We start from the raw sequence: 23,085 nt of genomic DNA on the forward strand, positions 1-23,085 counted from the left end.
GGGAAACGCCCGGTTCCATTCCGAACCCGGAAGCTAAGGCCCACAGCGCCGATGGTACTGCAGCCGGGAGGTTGTGGGAGAGTAGGTCGCCGCCGGACATTCTTTGAGGGAGGGCCTCGCACCGTTGTGTGCGAGGCCCTTCCCGCATTCCCGGGAGGATTCACCGGGCGGCCCCGTGCGATCTGCACGGGGCTTTCTGCGTTCCGGGGTGCCTCCCCCCCCCCCCCCCGCGGCGCTCAGAGCTCCTCGCCGGCCCGCAGTCGTGCCGTGAGCGCGCGGGTGAGTCGGCGGCGCAGCCGGCCGTGCTCCGTGCCCTGCTCCCGAAGGCGCGCGTGCACGGCGTCGGCATGGGCCGGCTTCTCCGAGTCGGGGAGTGCGAGGAAGTCGCGCAGCAGCGGCTCCAAGCGCCCGGTGAGGGCGATCACGAGCTCCTGGGTCTCCACGGGCCGTGTGCGCTGCAGGCGAGTCCAGGCTGGCGCGTACTCGGCGGCGTGCTCGACCATCTCCCACGCGAGGGCCCAGCTGTCCGGGCGCAGTCGGTGCCGCTCCGCGCGCAACAGCTGTCGCAGGGCGGCCACGGCCTCCTCGAGCTCGGCGGCGGCCGGGGCGCCGTCGTCGTCGGGGGAGGGGCTCGCGGAGGAACGCGGGAACGGCCACCAGCTCATGCCGGCCTCTCTCGGATTCGCGGGGTGCGCAGAGGTCTCACGCGTGAGATTCTGCCCCGCATCTCGGTTTGGCGGCACCCGGTGTGGCTGGTATAGTCGCTCTCTGTTGGATTCAGGTCTGAGACCTCCAACGGGGTGTGGCGCAGCTTGGTAGCGCGCGTCGTTCGGGACGACGAGGCCGCAGGTTCAAATCCTGTCACCCCGACCAGAAAGAGCCCCCGCCGGATCGGCGGGGGCTCTTCTCGTCTCCGGGTGCTCACCGGGTGCGGTGCGTCAGTCCTGGCGGGACTCCAGGAACCGGAGATGCTCGGGACGCGCCGGGTCCACTTCGCCGGCCACGTCGTCGTGTTCGTCCACCCAGTCCTTCACGTACGGGCAGACGGGGACGACCCGGCGGCCCGCGGCCACGGTGTCCTTCAGCGCCTCGCGCACGAGGGTCGAGGCCAGGCCCCGGCCCTCGTACTCGTGGTCGACCTTGGTGTGCGGGAAGATCCGCTGGGCCGGGCCGTCGGCGGTGTCGTCGTCGATCGCCGTCGTGAAGCCGGCCACCGTGCCCGCGTCATCGACGACGATCTCGTACCTCTCCCCGTTCTTGCGGACCTGCGGGTGCTCCAGGCTGGGGGTCTGCTCGGTCATGGTCGGTCCTCTCGTTCCTGGGTGGACCCCGCCGCCGGGCCGGCGACGGGGAAGGGGTCAGCCGTCCCGGCGCCGCACGGGGTGGTGAGACAGGATCGAGATGCGGTTCGTCAGGTTCATCACCATCGCGACCCACTGCACGGCCGCGGACTGGGCGTCCGTGAGCGCGGCGGCCGTGGAGGCCTGCACGTAGTTCAGCTGCTCCTGCTCGGGGAGGTCCGTGACCGCCTCGGCGAGCTCGAGTGCGGCGCGCTCCTGCTCCGAGTACACGGCCTCGGCCTCACGCCACGCCGGCAGCAGCCCCAGGCGCTGCACGCTCAGACCGGCGTCGGCGCCCTGGCGGGTGTGCCGGTCCAGGCAGAACACGCAGCCGTTGAGCTGGGAGACCCGGAGGTTCACAAGCTCCACGAGCTGCCGGTCCAGCCCGGCCTGCTCGGCGGCACCGCGCGCGGCCGAGGCCAGCGGTCCGACCGCGTGCCACGCCTCGGGCACGGCCTTGTCGAGGAAGAACGCGAGGGGGTCCTGGCGGGGTGCGGGGGTGTCAGCGGCGGTCATGGTCCTTCAATGTCTCGCAGAACGGGGCGGTGGGCCAGGGACCGGGTGCCCGGCCCGGACGGGCTTCCGGCTCAGATCCGGCCCCGACCGGCTCAGAATCGGCCGGACGAGCCCGCCCCGGAGAACGAGCCGCCCGAGGATCCGTAGCCGGTCCCGGAGGAGCTGGACTGCGCCTGGCGGTGGTCCTGGACGGACCGCTCGCCGGCCTGGTGGCCCGTGGTGAAGGCCACCACCGTCCAGTAGGCATCCGCCGGCAGCGCGGAGTCCAGGATCGAGCCGCGCCCGGACCGGGCCGGGCCACGGTGCGAGCGCAGCTCGTCGCGCAGCAGCTCACGCTCGGCCTCGTCCTTGCCGAAGGCCGCCACCTCGGCGTCGGCGAGGGCGGAGACGAGCCCGGTCAGGCGACGCCGCAGCGCGTCCAGCTCGTCCAACGCCGCGGCCGGGGTCAGGCGCTCGTCCTGCAGGTCCGCACCCAGCGCCTCGAGCCGGTCCTGGGCCTCGGTGCGGAAGGACTCCAGCGCGGCGACCGCGGACCGGACGGGTCCGGCGGAGCCGACGGAGGAGGCCAGCGTGCCGACGGCGTCCAGGTCGGCCCGCAGCGGGGCGGTCTGCTGGTCCCACGCCGCCGGCCACCCCGGGTGGCGGTTGAGGAAGGTGTTCGCCGCGGCCACGGCGTCGTCGAGGCGGTCGAGCTCACGGGCGCGGTCCCGGACGTCCTCCGCGGCCCGGGCATGCTCCGTGCGATGCAGGCTGCGCTCCGGCAGGGCCTCGAGGCGGTCCAGCTCCGCCGACGCGTCGAGCGTCTGGCGCCGGAAGTTGCGGAAGCGCTCCATCAGCGCGGCCGCGTGGGGCGAGTCCTCGGGCACCGTGGACGCGTTCACCTCGGTGGCGTCCATCTCCAGGGTGACGGAGGTCAGGTGGGTGCGGGCCTCGGCCAGCAGGTCGGCCGTCCGGCGGCGGCGACGCCGTCGGCTCGCGAGTGCCGCGGCCGCGGCGCCGCCGCCCGCCACACCGACGATCCCCGCGCCGAACCACAGTTCGGGAGCCTGCCACCAGGGGCGCCCGATCAGCTCGGCGGCGGCGTCCGTCACATCCACGACCGTGTCCGTCCACCGGGCCGCACGGGCCGCCTCGTGTCCGGCCTCGCGCACCTCCCGCAGCCGGTCCGTGCTGAGCATCCGGTCCTGGCCCACGTACACCCCGATCAACCGGTTGTCCGGGTCGAGCGCCACGATCACGAGGTCGTCGGCCCATTTCTGGCCGTCCGCGCTGATCCAGTCCGGGTACTCGGCGCGAGCCCGCTCGAGCACCCGCCCGTTGAACGCCTGAGACGCGCGGTCGTCGTCCAGCGCGGACAGGTCCGGGCCGCGCTCGGTGACCACGGCGACGCGGGTCGGCTCCCGGAACTCGATCCCCGCCAGGTCTCGGCGCAGCTGGGCGGGGTCGATCACGCCCGCGTCATCCACGAGCTCCACCTGGTCCCAGGCCACGGCGTGGGCCTGCGGCGCGGCGGCGACGACGGCGCCCGTCACCCCCGCCGTGACCGGCAGGGCGACGACGGTGGCGGACGCCGCCGGTCCGGTGAGGGCGGCGGCGGACAGGGCGACCGCGGTGAGCGTGCGGCGGGCGATGCGGTGCGGCGGACGGGTCACGGGGCCTCCTGGACGGGTCGGCGGTCCCGCCCAGCCTAGGTACCGCCGGGCGGGTGGCGCCTCAGCCGGTGGGCGCGTCGGCGAGCAGCGCGGCGAGCCGGCCGGCGTCGTGCGCGGTGCCGAACCCCGCCGCCCCCGGCTCGAGGACCCCGGCCCGGTCGAGGCCCGTGTAGGGGACCGCGTCGAAGCCCATCGCGGTGACGAGGGCGACCACCGTGTCGCGCGCGGCGGCGACCGCGGCCGGCTCGGGCGCCGCGTCAGTCCGCTCGGTGCCCACCGCGAGGGCGCGGCGCGGGGCCGTGGCACGCCCGGCATCCTCCAGGTCGTGGTGCGAGATCTCCGAGAACGCGCGCACGACGGGCACGCACAGCCCCGCGGCGGCCCAGCGCGCGGCGATCCGGACGGAGCCGGGCGCGCCGTCGTCGTCGAGCCACGCCGGGACCGGCTCGTCCCCCCACGTGTTGGTCAGGTCCACCACGGCGCGCGTGGCCGGCCCGGCGAGGGCGAGTGGGTCGACGTCGTCCAGCGCCTCGCGCGGCACGGCCACGACGACGAGCTCCGCCTCCGCCGCCAGGTCCTCGGCCGACACGGCGACGGCCTTGGGCGCGTAGATCGTCAGGTGGCGCTGGACCGCCGCGGGGCGCCGCGTGCCCGCGACCATCACCCGCGGGGCGGCCGTGCCCGGGGAGAGGCGGGGGATGCGCGCGATCGCACGTGCCAGCGCGGTGCCCGCCCGCCCCGCACCGAGGATGCCGACGACGCGGGGCAGGGCGTCCGCCGGCGCCGCCTCAGACGAGCTCATTGCGCTGGCGTCCCAGCCCGGTGATCTCCACCTCGACGACGTCGTCGGGACGCAGCCACGGGCGGCGGCCCTCGGCGTCCCGGCGGGCCAGGGCGACCCCTGCGGGCGTGCCGGTCAGGATCAGGTCACCCGGGTTCAGGGTGATCAGCTGCGAGGCGTAGGAGACCAGCTCGGCGGGGGAGAAGACGACGTCGGCGACCCTGTCCTCCTGACGCAGCTCACCGTTGACGTGCGTGAGGACGCGCGCGTCCGCCGGGAACTCTTCCGGGGTGACCAGCCACGGACCCACGGGCGTCGAGGCCTCCCACACCTTGCCCTGCAGCCACTCGGAGGTGCGGCCCTGGAAGCCGCGCATGGAGATGTCGTTGGCCACCGCGTAGCCCGCGATGTGCTCCGGGGCGTCCTCGACGGCGATGCGTCGGCCCGGCTCCCCGACCACGATGCACAGCTCGCCCTCGTAGTCGACCCGGTGGTCCTCCTCGGGGACCTCGATCGGGTCCAGCGCACCCGTGAGGGACTGCGGGAACTTCGCGAACAGCGTCGGATGCTCGGGGCGATCCAGGCCCGTCTCGTCGATGTGGTTCGTGTAGTTCAGGCCCACGCAGAACACCTTGGTGGGGAAGGGCACGAGCGTGTCGTAGACGAGGCCGGAGGTGTCCAGCAGGAGGGACCGGTCGGCCTGCGCCGCGCGGAGGGCACCCTCCACCATCTCCCGCTGCTCCTCCGGCGTGGCGGTGAGGTACTCGCCGACGTCGCGACAGTCCGGCAGGGCGACGGCGCGCACGGCGACCTCGGGGTCCTCGGGGTGCACGGAGGTGATGACCGCGGCGAACGTGGCGCCGGGGTAGGCGGCGTCGGAGTCGGGCTGGCGGAACGTGGCGAGCTTCATGGACCCATCCCATCACAGGGCGGCGGGTCCGGACCCGGGGCGGGCGGACGTGAGACGGTGAGGCCATGAGCACAGCCTCCACGCATCCGCCGCTCGACCTCGACCCGACCCCGGCCACCCCGATCGTCCTCGGGACCATGGCCTGGGGGTCCGTTCCCCCGCCGCCCCCGGACGCCGATCCGGGGGCGGGGCCGGAGGGGCCCGCGGGCGCAGCGCAGGCCGGGGCGGCCGTGGAGCGTGCCCGCCGCGCCCTGCGCGCCGGGATCGAGGCCGGCGTCGACCTGCTGGACACCGCGGACATCTACGGGGCCGGCCGCTCCGAGGAGACCGTCGGCCGGCTGCTGCACGAGCTGCCCTACGAGGAGCGCTCCGCCCTGAAGGTGCAGACCAAGTGCGGGATCGTCCTGCACGAGACGGACCCGGCCGGGCGGCGTCTGACCCGCTACGACTCCTCGCCCGAGCACGTGCGCGCCTCGCTGGAGGGCTCGCTGTCCCGCCTCGGCGAGCAGCGCGTGGACACCCTGATCATCCACCGGCCCGACGTCCTCACGCCCGTGGCCGACACCGTGCGCGCCTTCCTCGACGCGCGGGAGGCGGGCCTGGTCGGCAAGCTGGGCGTCTCCAACCTCGGCGTGGGCCGCGTCCTCGAGTTCCAGCGCGAGCTCGAGAGCCAGGCGGCGGACGGGACCGGGCTGGCGTGCGTCCAGGTCGAGCTCGGCCTGCACCACCGCACCCTCGTGGAGGCGGTCGTGCTCGCCAACCACCCGGACGCCCCCGCGGACGCCGACGCCGGGCGCCTCGGCCCGGTGTGCGCCGCGGAGGGGATCGAGCTGCAGGCCTGGGGTCCGCTGGGGCAGGGTCGGTTCAGCTCCGGCGACGACGGCGCGGCCGGCGTCGTCGGCGAGGTCGCGGCGGAGCTGGGCGTCAGCCGGGAGGCCGTGGTGCTCGCCTGGCTGCTGCGCCTGCCGTGGGGCGTGCGGCCCGTGATCGGCACCCAGGACCCGGAGCGCGTCGCCGCGTGCGCCGAGGCGGCCTCCGTGGCCGAGGCGATGGACTCCGCGCAGTGGCACCGCCTGTGGACCGCGGCGCGGGGCCGGCCGCTGCCTTGACGAGGCGCGACCGGCCGCGTGCCCTCCCGCCGGAGTGAGGCCTGTGTCACACTGGGACATGGACTTTGCGAACGTCGACCTCGTGACCCCCTGGATCCTCTACTGGCTGGCCTCACTGACCCTCGTGGTCGGCGGCACGCTCGTGGTCGTCGGCCTGTGGCGTGCCCGGCGGCACCGGCGCTTCGCCGCGACCCACGGCCGCAACCCGGAGATCGGACTCCTCGAGGACACCCGCACCCAGCGCGGGGTCGGGGCTGTCGCGCTCGCGGCCGCCGTCGCCCTCGGCGCGACGGGCGCCGTCCTGCACGTCCAGGGTCTGGACGCGTTCCGCGGCAACCTCGAGGCGAAGTACGGCTACACCGCGGTGGACCGCATCCGCCAGTCCGGCCCCGGCTTCGTGGCCGATCTGACCCAGGCCGACGGCACCGTGCTGCGCGACGAGATGGTCCTGCTGGAGTCCTCGGGCGAGCCCGTCGTCGGGGAGGACATCTTCGCCCGTCCGGTCGAGACGCGGTGACCTTCCCGCCCCGGCCCGTCGGGCCTGATGCCGCGTCGGGGGCCTCTGTTAGCGTCGCCGCGTGAGCACCTCGACCGTCCGTTCCGCCCCCGCGTCCACCTACCGGCTCCAGGTCAGCCCGGATCTGCCGCTGGAGTCCGTGGCCGGGCTCGTGCCCTATCTGCGGCGCCTGGGCGTGGACTGGCTCTACCTCTCGCCGCTGCTCGAGGCCGAGCCCGGCTCCGACCACGGGTACGACGTCGTGGACCCCACCCGGCTGGACGCCGCCCGCGGCGGGGCCGAGGGGCTGGACATGGTCGCGCGCGCCGCGCACGAGGCGGGCATGGGCGTGCTCGTGGACATCGTGCCGAACCACGTGGGCGTGGCCACGCCCCAGGCCAATCCGGCGTGGTGGGACGTGCTCACCCACGGTCCCGAGGCGGCGCATGCGGCGTGGTTCGACGTGGACTGGGCGGCCGGCGGCGGGTCCCTGCTCATCCCCGTGCTGGGAGACGGCCCTGACGGGGACGCGGACGCGGAACTGGACCGTCTCGTCGTCGACGCCGAGGGCGGCCGTCTGCGCTACTGGGACAACGTCTACCCCCTCGCCCCCGGATCGCTCGAGGCGGCCGAGACGGAGACCGGGCTGCGCACCGCGGAGGTCTTCGCGTCGGCGGACCCGGCGAAGGAGCCGACCGCGGAGCAGGCCCGCCTGGCCCGCGCCGTGCACGACCGCCAGCACTACCGGCTGGTCGGCTGGCGCCGCGGCGACGCCGAGCTGAACTACCGCCGCTTCTTCACCGTCACCACGCTCGCGGGCGTCCGGGTGGAGGAGCCCGAGGTCTTCGACGTCGTCCATGCCGAACCCGCCCGCTGGGTCCGCGAAGGGCTCGTGGACGGGCTGCGCGTGGACCACCCGGACGGCCTGGCGGACCCGGCCGGCTACGCGCGGCGCCTGCGCTCCCACGTCCTGCCGGAGGGCTACCTCGTGGTGGAGAAGATCCTCGAGCCCGGTGAGGCGCTGCCCGCTGACTGGCCCGTGGACGGGACCACCGGCTACGACGCGCTCGGCGAGGTCGAACGCGTCTTCATGCATCCCGAGGCCGCGGGCGATGCGGCCGAGGACGCGCGCCGTCGTCGGGAGTGGGGCGAGGCCGTGGTGCGGGCCAAGCACGACGTGGCCACCGGCTCCCTCGCGGCCGAGACCGCCCGGCTGGTCCGGGAGGTCCGCGCCGTGCACGCCCTCGGCGCCCACCCGGACGAGGACGTGGCCGCCGCGTTCGCCGCCGTGCTCGCCCGCCTGCCCGTGTACCGCACCTACCTGCCCGTGGGCCTGGCCGTGCTCGAGGGCGCGCTGGCGGACGCGGCCGAGGCGGAGCCGGGCCTCGCCGACGTGCTCGGTGACCTGCGGCCCGAGCTGACCGACCCGGACTCGCCCGTGGCCCGCCGGTTCCAGCAGACCTCCGGCATGGTGATGGCCAAGGGCGTCGAGGACCGGTCCTTCTACCGGTACACGCGGTGGGCCAATCTGAACGAGGTCGGCGGAGACCCCTCCCACGTCGCCCTGTCCCTGGCCGACTTCCACGCCGCCCAGCAGGCGCGCCAGGCCGCCTGGCCGACGGCCATGACCACCCTGAGCACCCACGACACCAAGCGCGGTGAGGACGTGCGCGCCCGCATCGCCGTGCTCGCCGAGGAGCCCGACCGCTGGGCCGCCGAGCTCGCGGAGCTGAGGCGCCTCCACCCGCTCGGCCACCCCGACGCGGAGCGGCTGCTCTGGGAGTCCATCGTGGGCGTCTGGCCCACGGACGGCACCGCGCCGGAGGAGGAGCGGATCCTCGGCTTCCTGCAGAAGGCCTCCCGCGAGGCGGCCCTGGCCACCACCTGGACGGACCAGGACCCCGAGTTCGAGGCCCGGCTCGCCGCGCTCGCCGCCGCCGTCACCTCCCCCGAGGGGCCAGCGCGGGGCGTGCTGCAGGCCGTCGCGGACCGTATCGCCGAGCCCGGCCTCGTGGTCCAGCTCGGCCACAAGCTCGTCCAGCTCGCCGCCCCCGGCGTCCCCGACGTCTACCAGGGCACGGAGGTGCCCTTCCCCACCCTCGTGGACCCGGACAACCGCCGCCCCGTGGACTTCGCGGCCCGGGCCGACCTGCTGGACCGCCTCGACGCCGGCCACACGCCCGGCCTCGACGACCCCGCCGCCGCCAAGCTGGCCGTCGTGGCCGGCGTGCTGCGCGCCCGCCGCGACCGGCCCGAGCTGTTCACCGGCCACCGCCCGCTCGACGTCTCCGGCCCCGCCGCCGAACACGCGATCGCGTTCGACCGGGGCGGGGCGCTCGCCGTGGCCACGCGCTGGCCCGTCCGCCTCGCGGCCGCGGGTGGCTGGGGCGAGACCGTCGTGACCGTGCCGGCCGGGCGGTGGGAGGACGCCGTCACCGGCCACCCCGTCCACCCGGACGCGCGCGGCGCCGTGCGCCTCGACGAACTGCTCAGCACCCTGCCCGTCGCGCTGCTCGTCCCGGCGCACGCCCCGTCCGACCGCCGAGAGAGGACCGCCCCGTGACCGAGCCCCGTCCGGCCGACGCCCCCGCCCCGGGCCTGCACCCGATCGGCTCCGACCCCGTGGACCCCGCCGCGGCCGAGCGGGCCGCCGTCGATGCCGCGCGCGCCATCCCCTACGCCGTGTGGGCGCCGCACGCCGAGAGCGTCGACCTCGTCCTCGTCGACACCGAGCCCGGCGCCCTGCACGACGCCGAGGACCGCTGGCCCGTCGCCGCCGTCGTGGCGATGGACCCCGCCGCCGGAGGCTGGTGGACGCCCACGGAGGACCCGCTGGCCGCCCTCGGCCTCGACGCCGCCCAGCCGCCGGCCGACCCCGGCTACGGCTACCGCGTGGACGGGGCGGACCCCGTGCCGGACCCCCGCTCCCGCCGCCAGCCCGACACGGTCCACGGGCCCTCCCGCCGCGACGTCGCCGGCCGCGTCTTCGCGTGGCCGGACGAGGGCTGGGCCGGGCCGCCCGGGGTGGAGTCCGATCCGGCCGCGCCCCAGGGCGGCGGCCTGCGCGGCGCCGTCCTCTACGAGCTGCACGTGGGGACCTTCACGGCGGAGGGGACCCTCGACGCCGCCATCGCCCGCCTGCCGCACCTGACGGACCTCGGGGTCACCCACGTCGAGCTGCTGCCCGTGAACTCCTTCTCCGGGCCGCGGAACTGGGGCTACGACGGGGTGGCGTGGTTCGCCGTCGACGAGTCCTACGGCGGCCCCGCCGCCTACCGCCGCTTCGTGGCCGCCGCCCACGCCGCCGGCCTCGGCGTGGTCCAGGACGTCGTGCACAACCACCTGGGCCCCTCCGGCAACTACCTGCAGGTGTTCGGGCCGTATCTGGGTCAGGGCGGCACCGGCTGGGGCGACGGCCTGAACCTGGACGGCGCCGACTCGGACGAGGTGCGCCGGTTCGTCCTGGACAACGTCCGCTTCTGGCTCGAGGAGATGCGCGTGGACGGGCTGCGCCTCGACGCGGTGCACGCCCTGCGGGACGCCCGCGCCGTGCACCTGCTCGAGGAGATGGCCGCGCTCGCGGACGGGATCGCGGCCCGTGCCGGCCGACCCGTGCCCCTCCTGGCCGAGTCCGACCTCAACGACCCGCGTCTGGTGTTGCCCCGCCACGCCGGCGGGCTCGGCCTCGCCGCGGCCTGGAACGACGACGTCCACCATGCCCTGCACGTGGCCGCCACGGGGGAGACCCACGGCTACTACGCGGACTTCGCCCCGCTGGAGGCGGTGGCCAAGGTCATGGAGCGCACCTACTTCCACGACGGCACCCGCTCCACCTTCCGCAGCCGTGACCACGGGCGCCCCGTGCCGGACACCATCCCCAACCATGCGTGGGTGGCCAGCATCCAGAACCATGATCAGGTGGGCAACCGCGCCGGCGGCGACCGCACAGCGGCCGTCCTGTCCGAGGGCGCGCTCGCGGCCGAGGCCGCCCTGCTGCTGACCGGCCCGCACGTGCCGATGCTCTTCATGGGGGAGGAGTTCGCGGCCTCGACGCCGTGGCCGTTCTTCACCTCGTTCCGCGAGCCCGAGCTCGGGGACGCCGTCCGGCAGGGACGTCGCCGCGAGTTCGCCGCCCACGGCTGGGACCCGGCCGACGTCCCCGACCCGCAGGACCCCGCCACGCGGGACGCGGCCGTGCTGGACTGGGCGGAGGCCGCGGGCGGCGCGGACGGCCACGGTCGGGGAGCGCGCGTGCTCGCCGCCTACCGCACCCTGATCGGCCTGCGCCGCACGCTGCCCCAGCTCACCGACCCCCGCCGCGACCGCGTCCGGGCCGAGGTGGACGCGGCCCGGCGCCACGTGCGCCTCACCCGCGCCGGCGAGGACGCCGACGTCGTCCTGCTCGTCGCCCTCGGCGCGGAGCCGCTGCCCGTGCCCGCGGACCTGACGCGGGCCGAGCTCCTCGCCGGCCACGGCGACGACGGCCCGCTCGGCCCCGGCACGGTGCCGGCGGCGGTCCCGGCCCCCGGCTTCCTGCTCCTGCGCCGCTGAGCCGCGTCCGGGCTCAGTCCGCGTCCGCGGGCGGGACGGCGCGCAGCATGGTGGTCGTGGGGTGCAGTGCCACCGCGTCCTCGTCGCGGCGGGCCCGCAGCACCGTGTCCACGTAGGAGTCCACCGCCTCCTGCAGGGGCACGGCCTGGCCGCGGGCCTCGGAGAGGTACCAGCGGTGCTCGAGGAGCTGGTGCATCACCTCGGCGGGCTCGAGCTTGGCTCGCAGCTCAAGGGGCACCGAGCGGACCACGGGGTCGAACACCTCCACCACCCAGCGGTGCGCCGCAGCCTCGATGTCCATGTACGGGTCCCACTCCCGGCGGGCGGCCTCGATGTCCACGAGCAGCCGGCGGGCCTGGTTCTCCTGGACCTCGAGTCCCGTGAGGCGGGTCAGCCGACGGCGGTGGTAACCCGCGTGGATCTCGACGGGCCGGGCGATCATCATCCCGGGAGCGTCGGCGGCGCGCAGTGAGTACTCGGCCAGCTCGAACCCGAGCTCCTGCAGGCGGCGGACGCGGCGGTCCAGGCGCCACGGCTCGGCGCGGGGGAACAGCAGAGGCTCGGTCAGCTCGTCCCACAGCCGTCGGTAGGACGCCACGAGCAGGTCCGGCGTGGTGACGGGGTCCACCTCCGGGTCCAGCAGCCCGCTGGCCTGCAGGTCCAGCAGCTCACCGCCCACGTTCACGGCGGCCACGTCCAGGTCGTGCTCGCGCTGGCCGTTGGACAGCCGCTCCCGCAGCTCGCCGGTCTCGGCGTCCACCAGGTGAGCGGCGAACCCGCCCGCGTCCCGCCGGAACAGGACGTTGGACAGGGAGACGTCACCCCAGAAGAACCCCTCGAGGTGCAGTTCCACGAGCAGCGTCGCCAGTGCGTCCATGAGGCGCACGAGGGTGCGGCGCTCGAGGCGCTCCGAGAACACGGCGCGGTACGGCAGGGAGAAGCGCAGGTGCCTGGTCACGAGGGCGGCGGGCAGGGGCGTGCCGTCGTCCTCCGTGCGTCCGGTGACCACGGCCACCGGCACCACCGACGGCGCCGGGCTCCGCTCGAGCCGGCGCAGCAGCCGGTACTCGTGGAACGCGAGCTCTTCGGTGGTCTCCTTCACCGCCACGATGCCCCCGCCCATCCGGGCGAAGCGCACCACGTGACGGGAGATGCCGCGTGGCAGGGCCGCCAGCACCTCACGCGGCCACGTCTCGAGGGGGAGCGCCCAGGGCAGGGCGAGCAGAGACGTCGCCGGGTCCTCGGTCGCGTCCCCCGACGGGGCGCCCGTGATGGTCAGTCGATCGACGGGGGAGGGGGTCTCGACGGTGTCCATGGTCACGATCCTTCCAGACAGGGCCGCTATGCTCGCCTGGCGCGGCGCGCCCGCTGCCCGCCGGCTCCGGTGCTCGACCCGGACCGACTGCCCCACGAGGAGGACCCTTGGCCCGGAACACGTCAGGCTCGCACACCTCGGCGACGGACGCTCGTGCGCGTGCCCGCCAGATCCAGGAGGAGCAGCGCAGGAAGGACAGCCGCCGCCGCACCGGCGTCATCTGGGGCTCGGTCCTCGCGGCGGTGCTCGTGATCGGCCTCGTCGTCGCGTTCGTGCTCAACCGCAACGGCGACGACGCCGCGGCCGCCGGCCCCATCCCCGCCGTGGCGAACGAGCAGGGCGGCATCGAGTTGACCTCGGCCACGGCCCTGGCGGAGGGCGCGGGAGAACGCGAGGTCGACCCCTCGAAGATCGAGGTGCCGAAGCAGGCCGCGAGCTCTCAGCCCGAGACCCTGCCGAACACCGAGCCCCGGGCGGACGGCGAGCCGACGCGGATCGTGCTCTACGCGGACTTCAACTGCGTGCACTGCGCGGACTTCGAGTCCACCAACGGGGACCAGATCGAGCAGTGGCTCGAGCAGGGCGAGGTTACGGTCGAGTACCGGATGGTGGACTACCTGAGCGCCCCGAACAACCAGAACTACTCGGCCCGCGCCGCCAACGCCGCGTACTGCGTGGCGGACCAGAAGCCCGAGGCCTACAACGGCTTCGTGGCCGCCCTGTTCGCCACCTACGACGAGCACCAGGGCAAGGGCCTGGACAACGCGGCGATCACGCAGCTCGCGCAGGAGCACGGCGCGGACATCGCCTCCTGCGTCGAGGACGGCACGTTCCGCTCCGCGGTCGAGCACACCACCCGCCAGGCGCGCGTCGCCGGCGTGGCCGGCACCCCCACCGTGTTCGTGGACGGGAAGAACTGGGCCCTCGACGGCGAGGACAAGACCTTCACCGATTGGGCGGGCGCCAAGATCGCCGGCTGACCCGGCTGACCCGGCTGACCCGTCGCCGAGGTCCGCGGGGCGTCCCCACGCAGGGGGCGCCCCGCGCCGTCCGCCCGGGCCTTGTACGCTGGAAGGGCCGGCCGCGGCGCCCCGGGCGCCGGCCGCAGGCCTCCTTAGCTCAGCTGGCCAGAGCAGCTGCCTTGTAAACAGCAGGTCGCCGGTTCGAATCCGGCAGGGGGCTCCACCCCACCGCGGGCCCGACGGCGCCGCGCACCTCCGCCGGGAGGGCGCGGCGCCGTCGTCGTGTCCGGCGCGGGCCGAAGCTGGGGCGCCGCTGTGCGGGTCTGCGGCCATCCGCCAGGTACGGCTGGCGGATCCGCCAGAGATGCCTCGACCATCCGCCAGACTTCGGCCCGCGGCCTCGTCGTGACGGAATCGTGACCTTACCGTGATCTCAGTCACCCCGGCCCGAGCCCCTCGGGCACCCGCACCCGGTGGCCCCGAACTCCCAGGAGATCCCGTGCAGTCCTCCACACCCCGCAGCACCCGCCGCCGCATCGGCGCCCTCGTGGCCGGCGCCGTCCTCGCCGGCGGGACCTTGACCTCGTCCCCCGCGCTCGCGGCCCCCTCCGGCGGCGCCCCCGCCGCACCGGCAGCCAGCCCGACCGCCGCCTCGCCCCTGGCGGCGGCGCAGGTGGAGGACCCGAACGCCGACGGCTACGACTCCTTCATCGTCACCTACAAGGAGACCGCCGCCAACGCCCACGCGAAGGGCCGAGCCAACGCCTGGGGCAAGGCCGCGAAGGAGGCCGGCGTCTCCGTGAAGGAGCTGCGTGAGACCGCGCTCGGCTCCCGCGTGGTCAAGGCGGACCGCAAGCTGGATCAGGCCGAGTCCGCGAAGTTCATGGCCGACCTGAAGGCCTCCGGGGCGGTCGAGGCCGTGGAGCCGGACGCCATCCTCACCGCCACCGGCCTGAGCCCCGTGGACGCCCTCTACTCGCAGCAGTGGGGCTTCACCGGCACCCACGGCATGCGGGTCCCGGGGGCGTGGGACCGCACGACGGGCTCCGGTGCGACCGTGGCCGTCATCGACACCGGCATCACCTCCCACCCGGATCTCGACCGCAACGTGGTGCCCGGCTACGACTTCATCTCCAACAGCGCGGCGGCACGTGACGGCGGCGGCCGCGACTCCAATCCGCGCGACGAGGGCGACTGGTACGCCGCCGGCGAGTGCGGCACCGCCGGTGCCTCCGACTCCTCGTGGCACGGCACCCACGTGGCGGGCACCGTCGCGGCCGTGGCCGACTCCCGGGGCGTCGTCGGCGTGGCCCCGAACGCGAAGATCCAGCCCATCCGCGTGCTCGGCAAGTGCGGCGGTTCGCTGTCCGACATCGCCGACGCGGTCGTGTGGGCCGCCGGCGGCACCGTGGCGGGCGTGCCGGCCAACCCGAACCCGGCGGACGTCATCAACATGTCCCTCGGCGGCTCCGGCACGTGCGGCACCACCTACCAGAACGCGATCAACGCGGCCGTCTCCCGCGGCGTGCCCGTCGTCGTGGCGGCGGGCAACGAGAACCAGCCCGCCGCCAACGTGCGCCCGGCCAACTGCCGGAACACCATCGTGGTGGCCGCCTCCACCTCGCAGGGCGCCCGCGCCTCGTTCTCGAACTACGGCTCCGCCGTGGACGTGACCGCCCCGGGCGCGAACATCATCTCGACCGTGAACAACGGCGCCACCACCCCGACGACGGCCGGCCACGCCGCCTACAACGGCACCTCGATGGCCACCCCGCACGTCGCGGGCCTGGCCGCCCTGCTGCTGGCCGAGCGGCCGAGCCTCACCCCGGCCCAGGTCGAGTCCACCCTCAGGTCCACGGCCCGGTCCATGCCCGTGTCCTGCTCCGCGGGCTGCGGCGCCGGCCTGGCGGACGCCGCCAGGGCGGTCTCCTCCCTCGGTGGCAGCTCCTGACCGGAGCCCGCCCCGGGCGCCGGGACCTCGTTGGTCGCCCAGGGCGGTTTCGAGCCCGGCGCCACGCTGACCGACGCCTGACGTGCTCGTCGGCTCTCGATGGCCGCTCCGCCGTGCGCGGGGTGGCCGTCGCCCGGGTGGACAGGCGGCGCCGCCTGAGGTATCGTTTTTCGAGTTGTCACCCCCATGGGGCGACGCCCGGATCTTTAGCTCAGTTGGTTAGAGCGTTCGCTTCACACGCGAGAGGTCGCTGGTTCGAGTCCAGTAAGATCCACCGCAGCAGGGCCCTCCTCCGGGAGGGCCCTTTCGCGTCCCCGGGCCGCGGTGCCGACGGCCCCGGCGGGGGAGGTGCCGGCGTGGTTGGATGGACGCGTCGGCGGGGCTCGGCCCACCGCCGTGGCGCGTCCAGCGCCCGCACACGGAAGGAGAGGGTGAGCCGCATGGAGCAGGAGGGCACCCAGGAGCCGGCGCGGTTCGACCCCCGCATCGCGGAGCCCCCGGCCGTCCCCACGCTCATCCCCGTGCTGCGCCCGGCCGGCGCCGAGGATGCCGCGGCTGCCGGCGACCTCGCACTCGACCCGGAGGACCCCGGCCTGCTCGACCTTGACCCGGCGGAGTCCGCCCACCCGGCCGCGGTCGCCGTCGAGCCGACGGAGCCGCTGCCGCCCGTGGTCCGCCCCGCCGCCGCCGATCCGGTCCCGGAGCCGGAGCCGGAGCCGGAGGAGCCGGCAGAGCCGGAGGCGGAGACGCTGCCGGAACCGGCCGCGGACGCGCCCCTGACCGAGCCGCCGCTGTCCGAGCAGGTGCCCACCTCCGTCCTGGCGCCCGCGGAGGCCGACGGCGCCCTGCCCGCCCCGGAGATGATCCCCGAGCCGGACGTCACCGTCCCGGACCCGGTGGTCCCCGTGGGCCCGGCCGAGAAGCGCGGGCGTCGGCGCGGCCGGCGCTCCCGCGAGGTCTTCGTCGAGAACCTGCCGACGCAGGCGCTCGTGCTGGCCGACCGCCTTCACTCCTCGCCGTACGGGCGCCGCATGCGCTCCACGCTGCAGCAGCGCCGCGCGGAGGCGCAGGCCCTTGAGGCCCGCACGACCCTGGACTTCGCGCTCAAGCTGGGCGAGACGATGTTCAGCTTCGGCGCGGCCTCGCTGGACGTGGAGACCTCGATCATCGTGGCCACGCAGGCCTACGGGATCCTCGAGACCGAGGTGGACCTGACCAACCAGTCCATCTCCCTGAACTACGCGCCCGACTCCTCACGCGGCGAGGCCCCGTTCACCCTCCAGCGGGTGGTCCGCTCGTCCTCGGTGAACTTCGAGGGGCTCGTGGCCGTCCACCGGCTCGTCGAGGAGATCGCCGCGGGCGAGGTGGACCGGGCCGAGGCCCAGCGCCGGCTCGTGGAGATCCGGCATCAGCCCAAGCCGTTCCCCGCCGTCTTCGAGGTCCTCTTCTCCGGCGTGTTCGTGGCCTGCTTCGTGCCGTTCATCGGCGGGACCTGGACGGGCGCGGCCCTGGGCATGGTCTCCACCTGGCTGGTCTTCTGGCTCAAGGTCCAGGCGGACAAGGCGCGCTTCCCGGAGATCTTCTCCACGATGTTCGGGGCGATCACGGCCACGGTGATCGCGCTGATGGCCCACGCCCTCGACCTGCCGGTCAACCCGGCGCTGGTGATCGCCGGCGGCATCATGATGCTCCTGCCCACGGCGAGGTTCGTCACCGCGGTGCAGGACGCCATCCACGGCTTCCCGGTGACCGCCGCGGGCCGCTTCCTCTCCGCGCTGCTCGTGTTCGCCGGCGTGATGGCCGGGATCATGATCGCCGTGGGCATCGGGGATCTCGTGGGATTCGAACAGCTGGACCTGGCCGAGGCGGGGACGCTGAGCTATCCGCCGCTGCTGCTGCTGGGCCTCGTGATGGCCGCGGGCATGGCGGACGCGGTGGTGGAGCAGTCGCGGTGGCCCCAGATCCTGGCCTGCGGTCTCGTGTCCGGGGCCGGCTTCGGCGCGTACCTGGCAGCGCAGCAGATCGGGGTCAGCGACCGGCTGGTGCCCGCGGTCGCCGCGGCGGCGGTCGGGTTCCTCGGCCGCCTGGTGGCCCAGCGGCTCGCGGCCCCGGCGCTCGTGATCGTCCTGCCGTCCATGCTGTTCCTGCTTCCCGGACTCACCATGTTCCGGTCCGTCTACGGGTTCACCGTGGAGACCGGGGCCACGCTGCTGGGCGTCGAGGGACTCTTCAACGCCGCGGTCATCGTCGTGGCGATCGCGGCCGGCGTCGCCTTCGGCAACACCCTGGCCAAGCCGATCACCGACCGGATGGGCACGCTGCTGCCCACCGAGCTCGTGATGCACCAGCGCGGCTGACCGGCGGCCCGGCTCAGTCGGGCAGGCGCCAGTCCACCGGCTCCGCGCCGGCCGCCTCGAGGAGCCGGTTCACCCGGCTGAACGGCCGGGAGCCGAAGAACCCGCGGTGGGCGCTCAGGGGCGAGGGATGCGGGGACTCCACGACGCCGGCCCCCGCCGCCGTCAGCAGCGGCGCCATGCGCCGCGCGTCGGCTCCCCACAGCAGCCCCACGAGCGGGGTGCCGCGCGCGCAGAGGGCCCGCACCGCGGCCTCCGTGATCTGCTCCCAGCCGAGGCCGCGGTGGCTGCCGGGTGCGCCGGCCCGCACGCTGAGGGCGCGGTTCAGCAGCAGCACGCCCTGGTCCGTCCACGCGGAGAGGTCGCCGTGGGCAGGCGGGGCGATGCCGAGGTCGTCGTGCAGCTCCCGGTGGATGTTGGCCAGGGAGCGGGGCAGCGGCCGCACGTGGCGGTCCACCGCGAAGCTCAGGCCGATCGGATGGCCCGGCGTCGGGTAGGGGTCCTGGCCCAGCACGAGGACGCGGACGTCCGCGAACGGCTGACGGAACGCCCGCAGGATGTGCTCCGGCGCCGGCAGTACCTGCTCTCCGGCCGCCCGGCGGGCCCGCAGCCGCTCGCCGACCTGCTCGAACGCGGCGGCCTGCGGGGCGAGGGCCGCCTCCCAGCCCGGATCCAGGGGCGCGATGAACTCCATGCCCCGAGGGTAGACCGGGTGGGTACAGTGGCCGCCATGTCCCACCCCACGCCCGTCTCGCCCGATCCGGCCCCGGACGAGGGTGCCGACGCGCGGCCACGGCGGGACGAGCTGACGGACCTGGAGCGTGCGGTCCTGGACCTGGAGGCCGCCACCTGGCGGTACGGCGGGGCCAAGGACCACGCCGTCCGAGAGCGTCTGGGGCTGTCTCCGACCGCCTATTATCAGGTGTTGAACGGATTGCTGGACCGTGAGGCCGCCCTGGCCTACCGACCCCTGCTGGTCACGCGGCTGCTGCGCAAGCGCGGCACCCGCAGCCGGGCCCGGAGGGGACCCGCGGATCCGGCGCCGTCCACGCCCGCTTCCCGCCAGGAGAACTGACCCATGGCCTACCAGCCCGACCGCTTCGACGAGGTCCCCGAGTACACGGACCAGCGCGGCGCGCACCGCGAGTCCTTCGCCGCTGCCGGCGCGACCGCCGCGGGCGGGGGTCGCCGCCTGAGCCCGCTGCTCTGGGTGGCCGGCCTCGTCCTGCTCGCCGGCCTGTTCGTGGGCGTCGTCCTGCCGTGGCTCACCGGCGACCGCTCCGAGCCCGTCGCCGCCGAGAGCTCGACGACGGCCCCGGCGGTCGAGCCGTCGCCGTCGCCGTCGACGTCGTCCGAGTCCTCCTCGGCGTCCTCCGCGTCGGCGTCGACTGCATCCGCGACCGAGTCCGCCACCCCGTCCGAGGACACGGCGGAGGCGTCCCGTTCCGCGGCCGCGGCCGAGTCCTCGCGGGCGGCGCAGGAGGCGGCCGCCGCCGAGGCCGCCGAGTCCTCCCGAGCCGCCGCCGAGGCCGCCGAGGCCGCCGAGTCGTCCCGTGCCGCCGCCGCGGCACAGGCGGCGGAGGCCTCGCGTTCCGAGGCCGCCGCGCAGTCCGCAGAGGCGTCTCGGTCGGCGGCGGCCGCCCAGGCGGCGGAGTCCTCGCGCGCCGCCGCGTCCCGTTCGGCCGCCCAGGCGGCGGAGTCCTCGCGCGCCGCCGCGTCCCGTTCGGCCGCCCAGGCGGCGGAGTCCTCGCGCGCCGCCGCGTCCCGTTCGGCCGCCGCGGCGGACGCCTCGCGCTCGCAGTCCGCGGCCGCGTCGAGCTCTCGTGCGGCCGCGCAGTCCGCGGCCGTGCGCGGCACCCACGTCACCGTGTACAACGCGACCCGTACCCAGGGCCTCGCCGCCTCCTACGCGCAGCGGCTCACGAGCGCCGGCTACACCTCGGTGGACGCGAAGAACTGGAGCGGCTACGGCATCCAGTCCTCCACCGTCCTGTACAACGGCTCGGCCAACAAGGCCGCCGCCGAGGCGGTCGGCAAGGAGCTCGGCTTCCCGGTCATGCAGACCCCGAACCTGCAGGTGAACGGCGTCGCGGTGGTCGTCACCGGCTGACCCGCCCGCCGTGCGGCCGTGCCGGACGCGCACCCTTCCCGGCCCCCCGGCGGGGCGCCTCCCGAGGCGTTCTGCCGGGGGCCGTCCGCCGTCCGCGGAAGAGCGGGCTCCCGCACCGCGGACCCTTTGCACTCTCCCGGTGCGAGTGCTCATAATGGGGTTAGCACTCCGAAGGCGCGACTGCCAGCCGTACCCCGGTCGGTCCGGCGCCGTGGAGGAGGACCTGTCCACCGATGAGGCCCCCAGGGGCCGTCCGTCGCGGGCATCGGCGCGGGTCAGCCACCAGAAGTAGGAAGCCGACGTCCAGAAAGGACCTGCACATGGCCAAGACCATCGCATTCGACGAAGAGGCCCGCCGCGGCCTGGAGAAGGGCCTGAACACCCTGGCCGACGCCGTGAAGGTGACCCTCGGCCCCCGCGGCCGCAACGTGGTGCTGGAGAAGAAGTGGGGCGCCCCCACCATCACCAACGACGGCGTCTCCATCGCCAAGGAGATCGAGCTCGAGGACCCGTACGAGAAGATCGGCGCGGAGCTCGTCAAGGAGGTCGCCAAGAAGACCGACGACGTCGCCGGCGACGGCACCACCACCGCCACCGTGCTGGCCCAGGCGCTGGTCCGCGAGGGCCTGCGCAACGTGGCCGCGGGCGCCGACCCGCTGTCCCTGAAGCGCGGCATCGAGAAGGCCGTGGAGGCCGTCACCTCTGAGCTGCTCTCCGCCTCCCGCGAGATCGAGACCAAGGACCAGATCGCGGCCACCGCCTCGATCTCCGCCGCGGACAAGCAGATCGGCTCCCTCATCGCCGAGGCCCTGGACAAGGTCGGCAAGGAGGGCGTCATCACCGTCGAGGAGTCCAACACCTTCGGCCTCGAGCTCGAGCTCACCGAGGGCATGCGCTTCGACAAGGGCTACATCTCCGGTTACTTCGTGACCGACGCGGACCGCCAGGAGGCCGTCCTCGAGGATCCCTACATCCTCATCGTCAACTCGAAGATCTCCTCCGTGAAGGACATGGTGGCGATCCTCGAGAAGGTCATGCAGTCGGGCAAGCCGCTGCTGATCATCGCCGAGGACGTCGAGGGCGAGGCCCTGGCCACCCTCGTGGTCAACAAGATCCGCGGCACCTTCAAGTCCGTGGCCGTGAAGGCCCCGGGCTTCGGTGACCGCCGCAAGGCCATGCTCGCCGACATCGCCATCCTCACCGGCGGCCAGGTCATCTCCTCCGAGGTGGGCCTGTCCCTGGAGAACGCCACCCTCGACCTGCTGGGCTCCGCCCGCAAGGTGGTCATCACCAAGGACGAGACCACCATCGTGGAGGGTGGCGGCGACGCCGAGCAGATCGCCGGCCGCGTGGCACAGATCCGCTCCGAGATCGAGAACACCGACTCGGACTACGACCGCGAGAAGCTGCAGGAGCGCCTCGCCAAGCTGGCCGGCGGCGTGGCCGTCATCAAGGCCGGCGCGGCCACCGAGGTGGAGCTCAAGGAGCGCAAGCACCGCATCGAGGACGCCGTGCGCAACGCCAAGGCCGCGGTGGAGGAGGGCATCGTCGCCGGCGGCGGCGTGGCCCTGATCCAGGCCGGCGCCAAGGCGTTCGGCGGCCTGCAGCTCGAGGGCGACGAGGCCACCGGCGCGAACATCGTCAAGGTCGCCATCGAGGCCCCGCTGAAGCAGATCGCCTTCAACGCGGGCCTGGAGCCCGGCGTCGTGGCGGACAAGGTCAAGACCCTCGACGACGGCCACGGCCTGAACGCCGCCACCGGCGAGTACGAGGACCTGCTGGCCGCCGGCATCAACGACCCGGTGAAGGTGACCCGCTCGGCCCTGCAGAACGCCGCGTCCATCGCGGGCCTGTTCCTGACCACCGAGGCCGTCGTCGCGGACAAGCCCGAGAAGGCCGCCGCCGGCGCCGAGGGCATGGACCCGATGGGCGGCATGGGCGGCATGATGTGATCAGCCGCTGAGCCGGCCCGACCCGTTCGGACGCCCAGCCTGCGAGGCCCGTCTCCCCGTCCGGGGAGGCGGGCCTCGCCGCGTTCCGGGCCAGCACCGAGGCGCCCCGCTCAGGCCGACAGCGCGGCTCGTTCCGCCGCCAGATTGCGGCGGGCGGCGGCCTCCCAGCGCGCTCGGCCGGGCGCGGTCCGATACAGCCGCTCGGCGCCCAGCAGGGCGTCCAGCACCGCGCCGCGACCGCGGGCCCAGTCCGCGTCGGACACGTGCGCGTAGTCCCGCCGCACCGCGGCCACGTAGCGGGCGTAGGCCTCGGGGGAGCGGCCGAGGACCTCGAGGTCCGCGTCCGAGAACACCGCCCCGGCCGCGTCGTGCGGGGCCGGGTCGTGGGCGGCGGTGAGCAGCACCAGGCGTGCCACCTCGTCGACGACGTCGGCCGGCACGGCCAGCCGCGGATCGGTGAGCACGTCCCGGGCCAGGGCGGCCGAGTCCGCCTCGTCCTGGCCGGCGGGCGCGGTGGGGTCCCCGGCGTAGACGGCGTCGTGGAACCACGCGGCCAGGCGGACCGCACGCGGATCCGGTCCGGTCTCCGCCCCCGCCCGCTCGAGCAGGTCCACGGACTCGAGCACCGCGAGCAGGTGGGCCGGGTCGTGGTAGTGCCGATGCGGCTCCGTCCAGCGGGCCAGCAGGTCGCGACCCGCCGTCGTCACCGCATCTGGGCTCGCCGCCGTGCCCTCGAACAGCCGCGCCCAGCGCCGGGCGAGGACCACGTCCCGCTTCTCGGCGCGGCTCCGGGCGGGCACGCGCAGCCCCGAGGCGGCGAGGCGGCGCACCAGCTCCCGTCCGCTGACGGGCACCGCCCCGCGGGCCACGAGCTCGGCACGTCGGTGCGCGGGCACGTCGTAGTGGTCCCGGTCGAAGGCCCGCTCCGAGAGCCCCGCCGCCCGCGCGAACGCGTGGAGCTCCTCGAGGGAGGCGTCGGAGACGAGGTGGGAGAACACGGTGCCGTGGGCGGGCCACGCGGGTGGGTCGATCAGGACGGTCATGCCCCCACTCTAGGAAGCGCGGACCGGGGGCGCGGCCGGCCGG

19 protein-coding genes, 3 tRNA genes and 1 rRNA gene are annotated in these 23,085 nt (G+C 74.9%); 14 read left to right on the forward strand and 9 right to left on the reverse strand.

Annotated features, from left to right (window positions below; genetic code table 11):
* Positions 1-98: ribosomal RNA gene (gene rrf, locus O3T09_RS05075) — 5S ribosomal RNA — on the forward strand; the annotation flags it as partial.
* Positions 99-236: 138 nt separating this feature from the next.
* Here the strand turns inward: rrf and O3T09_RS05080 are convergent.
* On the reverse strand, positions 237-665 hold the full coding sequence (locus O3T09_RS05080; RefSeq protein WP_119217533.1) for a hypothetical protein: 429 nt from the start codon (positions 663-665) through the stop codon (positions 237-239).
* Positions 666-796: 131 nt separating this feature from the next.
* Here O3T09_RS05080 and O3T09_RS05085 point away from each other — a divergent pair.
* Positions 797-873: transfer RNA gene (locus O3T09_RS05085), tRNA-Pro, on the forward strand.
* A gap of 65 nt (positions 874-938) precedes the next feature.
* Here the strand turns inward: O3T09_RS05085 and O3T09_RS05090 are convergent.
* The 5 genes from O3T09_RS05090 to O3T09_RS05110 form a co-directional block, all read right to left on the reverse strand.
* On the reverse strand, positions 939-1,301 hold the full coding sequence (locus O3T09_RS05090; RefSeq protein WP_020625720.1) for a GNAT family N-acetyltransferase: 363 nt from the start codon (positions 1,299-1,301) through the stop codon (positions 939-941).
* Between the two features lie 57 nt (positions 1,302-1,358).
* Positions 1,359-1,856, reverse strand: coding sequence for a carboxymuconolactone decarboxylase family protein (locus O3T09_RS05095; RefSeq protein WP_020625721.1), 498 nt, complete (start codon positions 1,854-1,856; stop codon positions 1,359-1,361).
* Positions 1,857-1,948: 92 nt separating this feature from the next.
* Positions 1,949-3,508: a DUF5129 domain-containing protein gene (locus tag O3T09_RS05100; RefSeq protein WP_020625722.1), complete on the reverse strand. Its 1,560-nt coding sequence runs from the start codon at positions 3,506-3,508 to the stop codon at positions 1,949-1,951.
* Positions 3,509-3,569: 61 nt separating this feature from the next.
* Positions 3,570-4,310 (reverse strand): NADPH-dependent F420 reductase, encoded by a 741-nt coding sequence (locus O3T09_RS05105; RefSeq protein ID WP_020625723.1) that lies wholly within the window; start codon positions 4,308-4,310, stop codon positions 3,570-3,572.
* Positions 4,297-5,199: a fumarylacetoacetate hydrolase family protein gene (locus O3T09_RS05110; RefSeq protein WP_020625724.1), complete on the reverse strand. Its 903-nt coding sequence runs from the start codon at positions 5,197-5,199 to the stop codon at positions 4,297-4,299. The genes O3T09_RS05105 and O3T09_RS05110 overlap by 14 nt, the downstream gene beginning before the upstream one ends.
* 65 nt (positions 5,200-5,264) lie before the next feature.
* On the opposite strand from O3T09_RS05110, the gene O3T09_RS05115 reads away from it, so the two are divergent.
* The 4 genes from O3T09_RS05115 to treZ all read left to right on the forward strand — a co-directional run bounded on the left by O3T09_RS05115 (position 5,265) and on the right by treZ (position 11,355).
* Complete coding sequence (locus O3T09_RS05115; RefSeq protein WP_269295414.1) at positions 5,265-6,308, forward strand: aldo/keto reductase; 1,044 nt, start codon at positions 5,265-5,267, stop codon at positions 6,306-6,308.
* 58 nt (positions 6,309-6,366) lie between these two features.
* Positions 6,367-6,825 carry a hypothetical protein gene (locus tag O3T09_RS05120; protein ID WP_020625726.1) on the forward strand — a complete coding sequence of 153 codons (459 nt, stop codon included), beginning with the start codon at positions 6,367-6,369 and terminating at the stop codon, positions 6,823-6,825.
* 61 nt (positions 6,826-6,886) lie between these two features.
* Positions 6,887-9,367 carry a malto-oligosyltrehalose synthase gene (treY, locus tag O3T09_RS05125; protein ID WP_136940012.1) on the forward strand — a complete coding sequence of 827 codons (2,481 nt, stop codon included), beginning with the start codon at positions 6,887-6,889 and terminating at the stop codon, positions 9,365-9,367.
* Positions 9,364-11,355 (forward strand): malto-oligosyltrehalose trehalohydrolase, encoded by a 1,992-nt coding sequence (gene treZ / locus O3T09_RS05130; protein ID WP_136940011.1) that lies wholly within the window; start codon positions 9,364-9,366, stop codon positions 11,353-11,355. Before treY ends, treZ begins: the two co-directional genes overlap by 4 nt.
* A 13-nt stretch (positions 11,356-11,368) precedes the next feature.
* Here treZ and O3T09_RS05135 read toward each other — a convergent pair whose 3' ends face one another.
* Positions 11,369-12,670: a DUF4032 domain-containing protein gene (locus O3T09_RS05135; RefSeq protein WP_100058879.1), complete on the reverse strand. Its 1,302-nt coding sequence runs from the start codon at positions 12,668-12,670 to the stop codon at positions 11,369-11,371.
* 107 nt (positions 12,671-12,777) lie between these two features.
* Here O3T09_RS05135 and O3T09_RS05140 point away from each other — a divergent pair, with 107 nt between their 5' ends.
* The 5 genes from O3T09_RS05140 (at position 12,778) to O3T09_RS05160 (ending at position 17,940) form a co-directional block, all read left to right on the forward strand.
* Positions 12,778-13,650 carry a DsbA family protein gene (locus O3T09_RS05140; protein ID WP_100058880.1) on the forward strand — a complete coding sequence of 291 codons (873 nt, stop codon included), beginning with the start codon at positions 12,778-12,780 and terminating at the stop codon, positions 13,648-13,650.
* Between the two features lie 128 nt (positions 13,651-13,778).
* Positions 13,779-13,855: transfer RNA gene (locus O3T09_RS05145), tRNA-Thr, on the forward strand.
* Positions 13,856-14,131: 276 nt separating this feature from the next.
* Positions 14,132-15,583 carry a S8 family peptidase gene (locus tag O3T09_RS05150; protein ID WP_240756376.1) on the forward strand — a complete coding sequence of 484 codons (1,452 nt, stop codon included), beginning with the start codon at positions 14,132-14,134 and terminating at the stop codon, positions 15,581-15,583.
* Positions 15,584-15,783: 200 nt separating this feature from the next.
* Positions 15,784-15,857, forward strand: a tRNA-Val gene (locus O3T09_RS05155).
* A gap of 166 nt (positions 15,858-16,023) precedes the next feature.
* Positions 16,024-17,940 carry a threonine/serine ThrE exporter family protein gene (locus tag O3T09_RS05160; protein ID WP_136940027.1) on the forward strand — a complete coding sequence of 639 codons (1,917 nt, stop codon included), beginning with the start codon at positions 16,024-16,026 and terminating at the stop codon, positions 17,938-17,940.
* A gap of 13 nt (positions 17,941-17,953) precedes the next feature.
* Here O3T09_RS05160 and O3T09_RS05165 read toward each other — a convergent pair whose 3' ends face one another.
* Entirely contained in the window at positions 17,954-18,631 is a 678-nt protein-coding gene (locus tag O3T09_RS05165; protein ID WP_136940010.1) for a uracil-DNA glycosylase, read from the reverse strand.
* Positions 18,632-18,667: 36 nt separating this feature from the next.
* On the opposite strand from O3T09_RS05165, the gene O3T09_RS05170 reads away from it, so the two are divergent.
* The 3 genes from O3T09_RS05170 to groL all read left to right on the forward strand — a co-directional run bounded on the left by O3T09_RS05170 (position 18,668) and on the right by groL (position 21,999).
* Complete coding sequence (locus O3T09_RS05170; protein WP_240756375.1) at positions 18,668-19,012, forward strand: DUF3263 domain-containing protein; 345 nt, start codon at positions 18,668-18,670, stop codon at positions 19,010-19,012.
* 3 nt (positions 19,013-19,015) lie between these two features.
* The gene (locus O3T09_RS05175) at positions 19,016-20,047 is read left to right on the forward strand and encodes a LytR C-terminal domain-containing protein (protein WP_136940008.1); all 1,032 of its coding nucleotides are present in this window, start codon (positions 19,016-19,018) and stop codon (positions 20,045-20,047) included.
* 320 nt (positions 20,048-20,367) lie between these two features.
* A complete protein-coding gene (groL, locus tag O3T09_RS05180; RefSeq protein ID WP_078025818.1) occupies positions 20,368-21,999 on the forward strand; it encodes a chaperonin GroEL in 1,632 nt (543 codons plus the stop codon).
* A 110-nt stretch (positions 22,000-22,109) separates the two neighbouring features.
* Here groL and O3T09_RS05185 read toward each other — a convergent pair whose 3' ends face one another.
* Positions 22,110-23,042: a DUF4031 domain-containing protein gene (locus O3T09_RS05185; RefSeq protein ID WP_041103081.1), complete on the reverse strand. Its 933-nt coding sequence runs from the start codon at positions 23,040-23,042 to the stop codon at positions 22,110-22,112.
* Between the last annotated feature and the right edge of the window lie 43 nt (positions 23,043-23,085).

The sequence above is a fragment of the Micrococcus sp. H39-S4 genome (assembly GCF_027158145.1).
Taxonomy (GTDB): domain Bacteria; phylum Actinomycetota; class Actinomycetes; order Actinomycetales; family Micrococcaceae; genus Micrococcus; species Micrococcus luteus.

Bases quoted from the DNA above. Each gene is read 5' to 3' on its own strand.
- O3T09_RS05080 (WP_119217533.1), bottom strand. From the start codon at position 665: ATGAGCTGGTGGCCGTTCCCGCGTTCCTCCGCGAGCCCCTCCCCCGAC.
- O3T09_RS05090 (WP_020625720.1), bottom strand. From the start codon at position 1,301: ATGACCGAGCAGACCCCCAGCCTGGAGCACCCGCAGGTCCGCAAGAAC.
- O3T09_RS05095 (WP_020625721.1), bottom strand. From the start codon at position 1,856: ATGACCGCCGCTGACACCCCCGCACCCCGCCAGGACCCCCTCGCGTTC.
- O3T09_RS05105 (WP_020625723.1), bottom strand. From the start codon at position 4,310: ATGAGCTCGTCTGAGGCGGCGCCGGCGGACGCCCTGCCCCGCGTCGTC.
- O3T09_RS05110 (WP_020625724.1), bottom strand. From the start codon at position 5,199: ATGAAGCTCGCCACGTTCCGCCAGCCCGACTCCGACGCCGCCTACCCC.
- O3T09_RS05115 (WP_269295414.1), top strand. From the start codon at position 5,265: ATGAGCACAGCCTCCACGCATCCGCCGCTCGACCTCGACCCGACCCCG.
- O3T09_RS05120 (WP_020625726.1), top strand. From the start codon at position 6,367: ATGGACTTTGCGAACGTCGACCTCGTGACCCCCTGGATCCTCTACTGG.
- O3T09_RS05135 (WP_100058879.1), bottom strand. From the start codon at position 12,670: ATGGACACCGTCGAGACCCCCTCCCCCGTCGATCGACTGACCATCACG.
- O3T09_RS05160 (WP_136940027.1), top strand. From the start codon at position 16,024: ATGGAGCAGGAGGGCACCCAGGAGCCGGCGCGGTTCGACCCCCGCATC.
- O3T09_RS05165 (WP_136940010.1), bottom strand. From the start codon at position 18,631: ATGGAGTTCATCGCGCCCCTGGATCCGGGCTGGGAGGCGGCCCTCGCC.
- O3T09_RS05170 (WP_240756375.1), top strand. From the start codon at position 18,668: ATGTCCCACCCCACGCCCGTCTCGCCCGATCCGGCCCCGGACGAGGGT.
- O3T09_RS05175 (WP_136940008.1), top strand. From the start codon at position 19,016: ATGGCCTACCAGCCCGACCGCTTCGACGAGGTCCCCGAGTACACGGAC.
- groL (WP_078025818.1), top strand. From the start codon at position 20,368: ATGGCCAAGACCATCGCATTCGACGAAGAGGCCCGCCGCGGCCTGGAG.
- O3T09_RS05185 (WP_041103081.1), bottom strand. From the start codon at position 23,042: ATGACCGTCCTGATCGACCCACCCGCGTGGCCCGCCCACGGCACCGTG.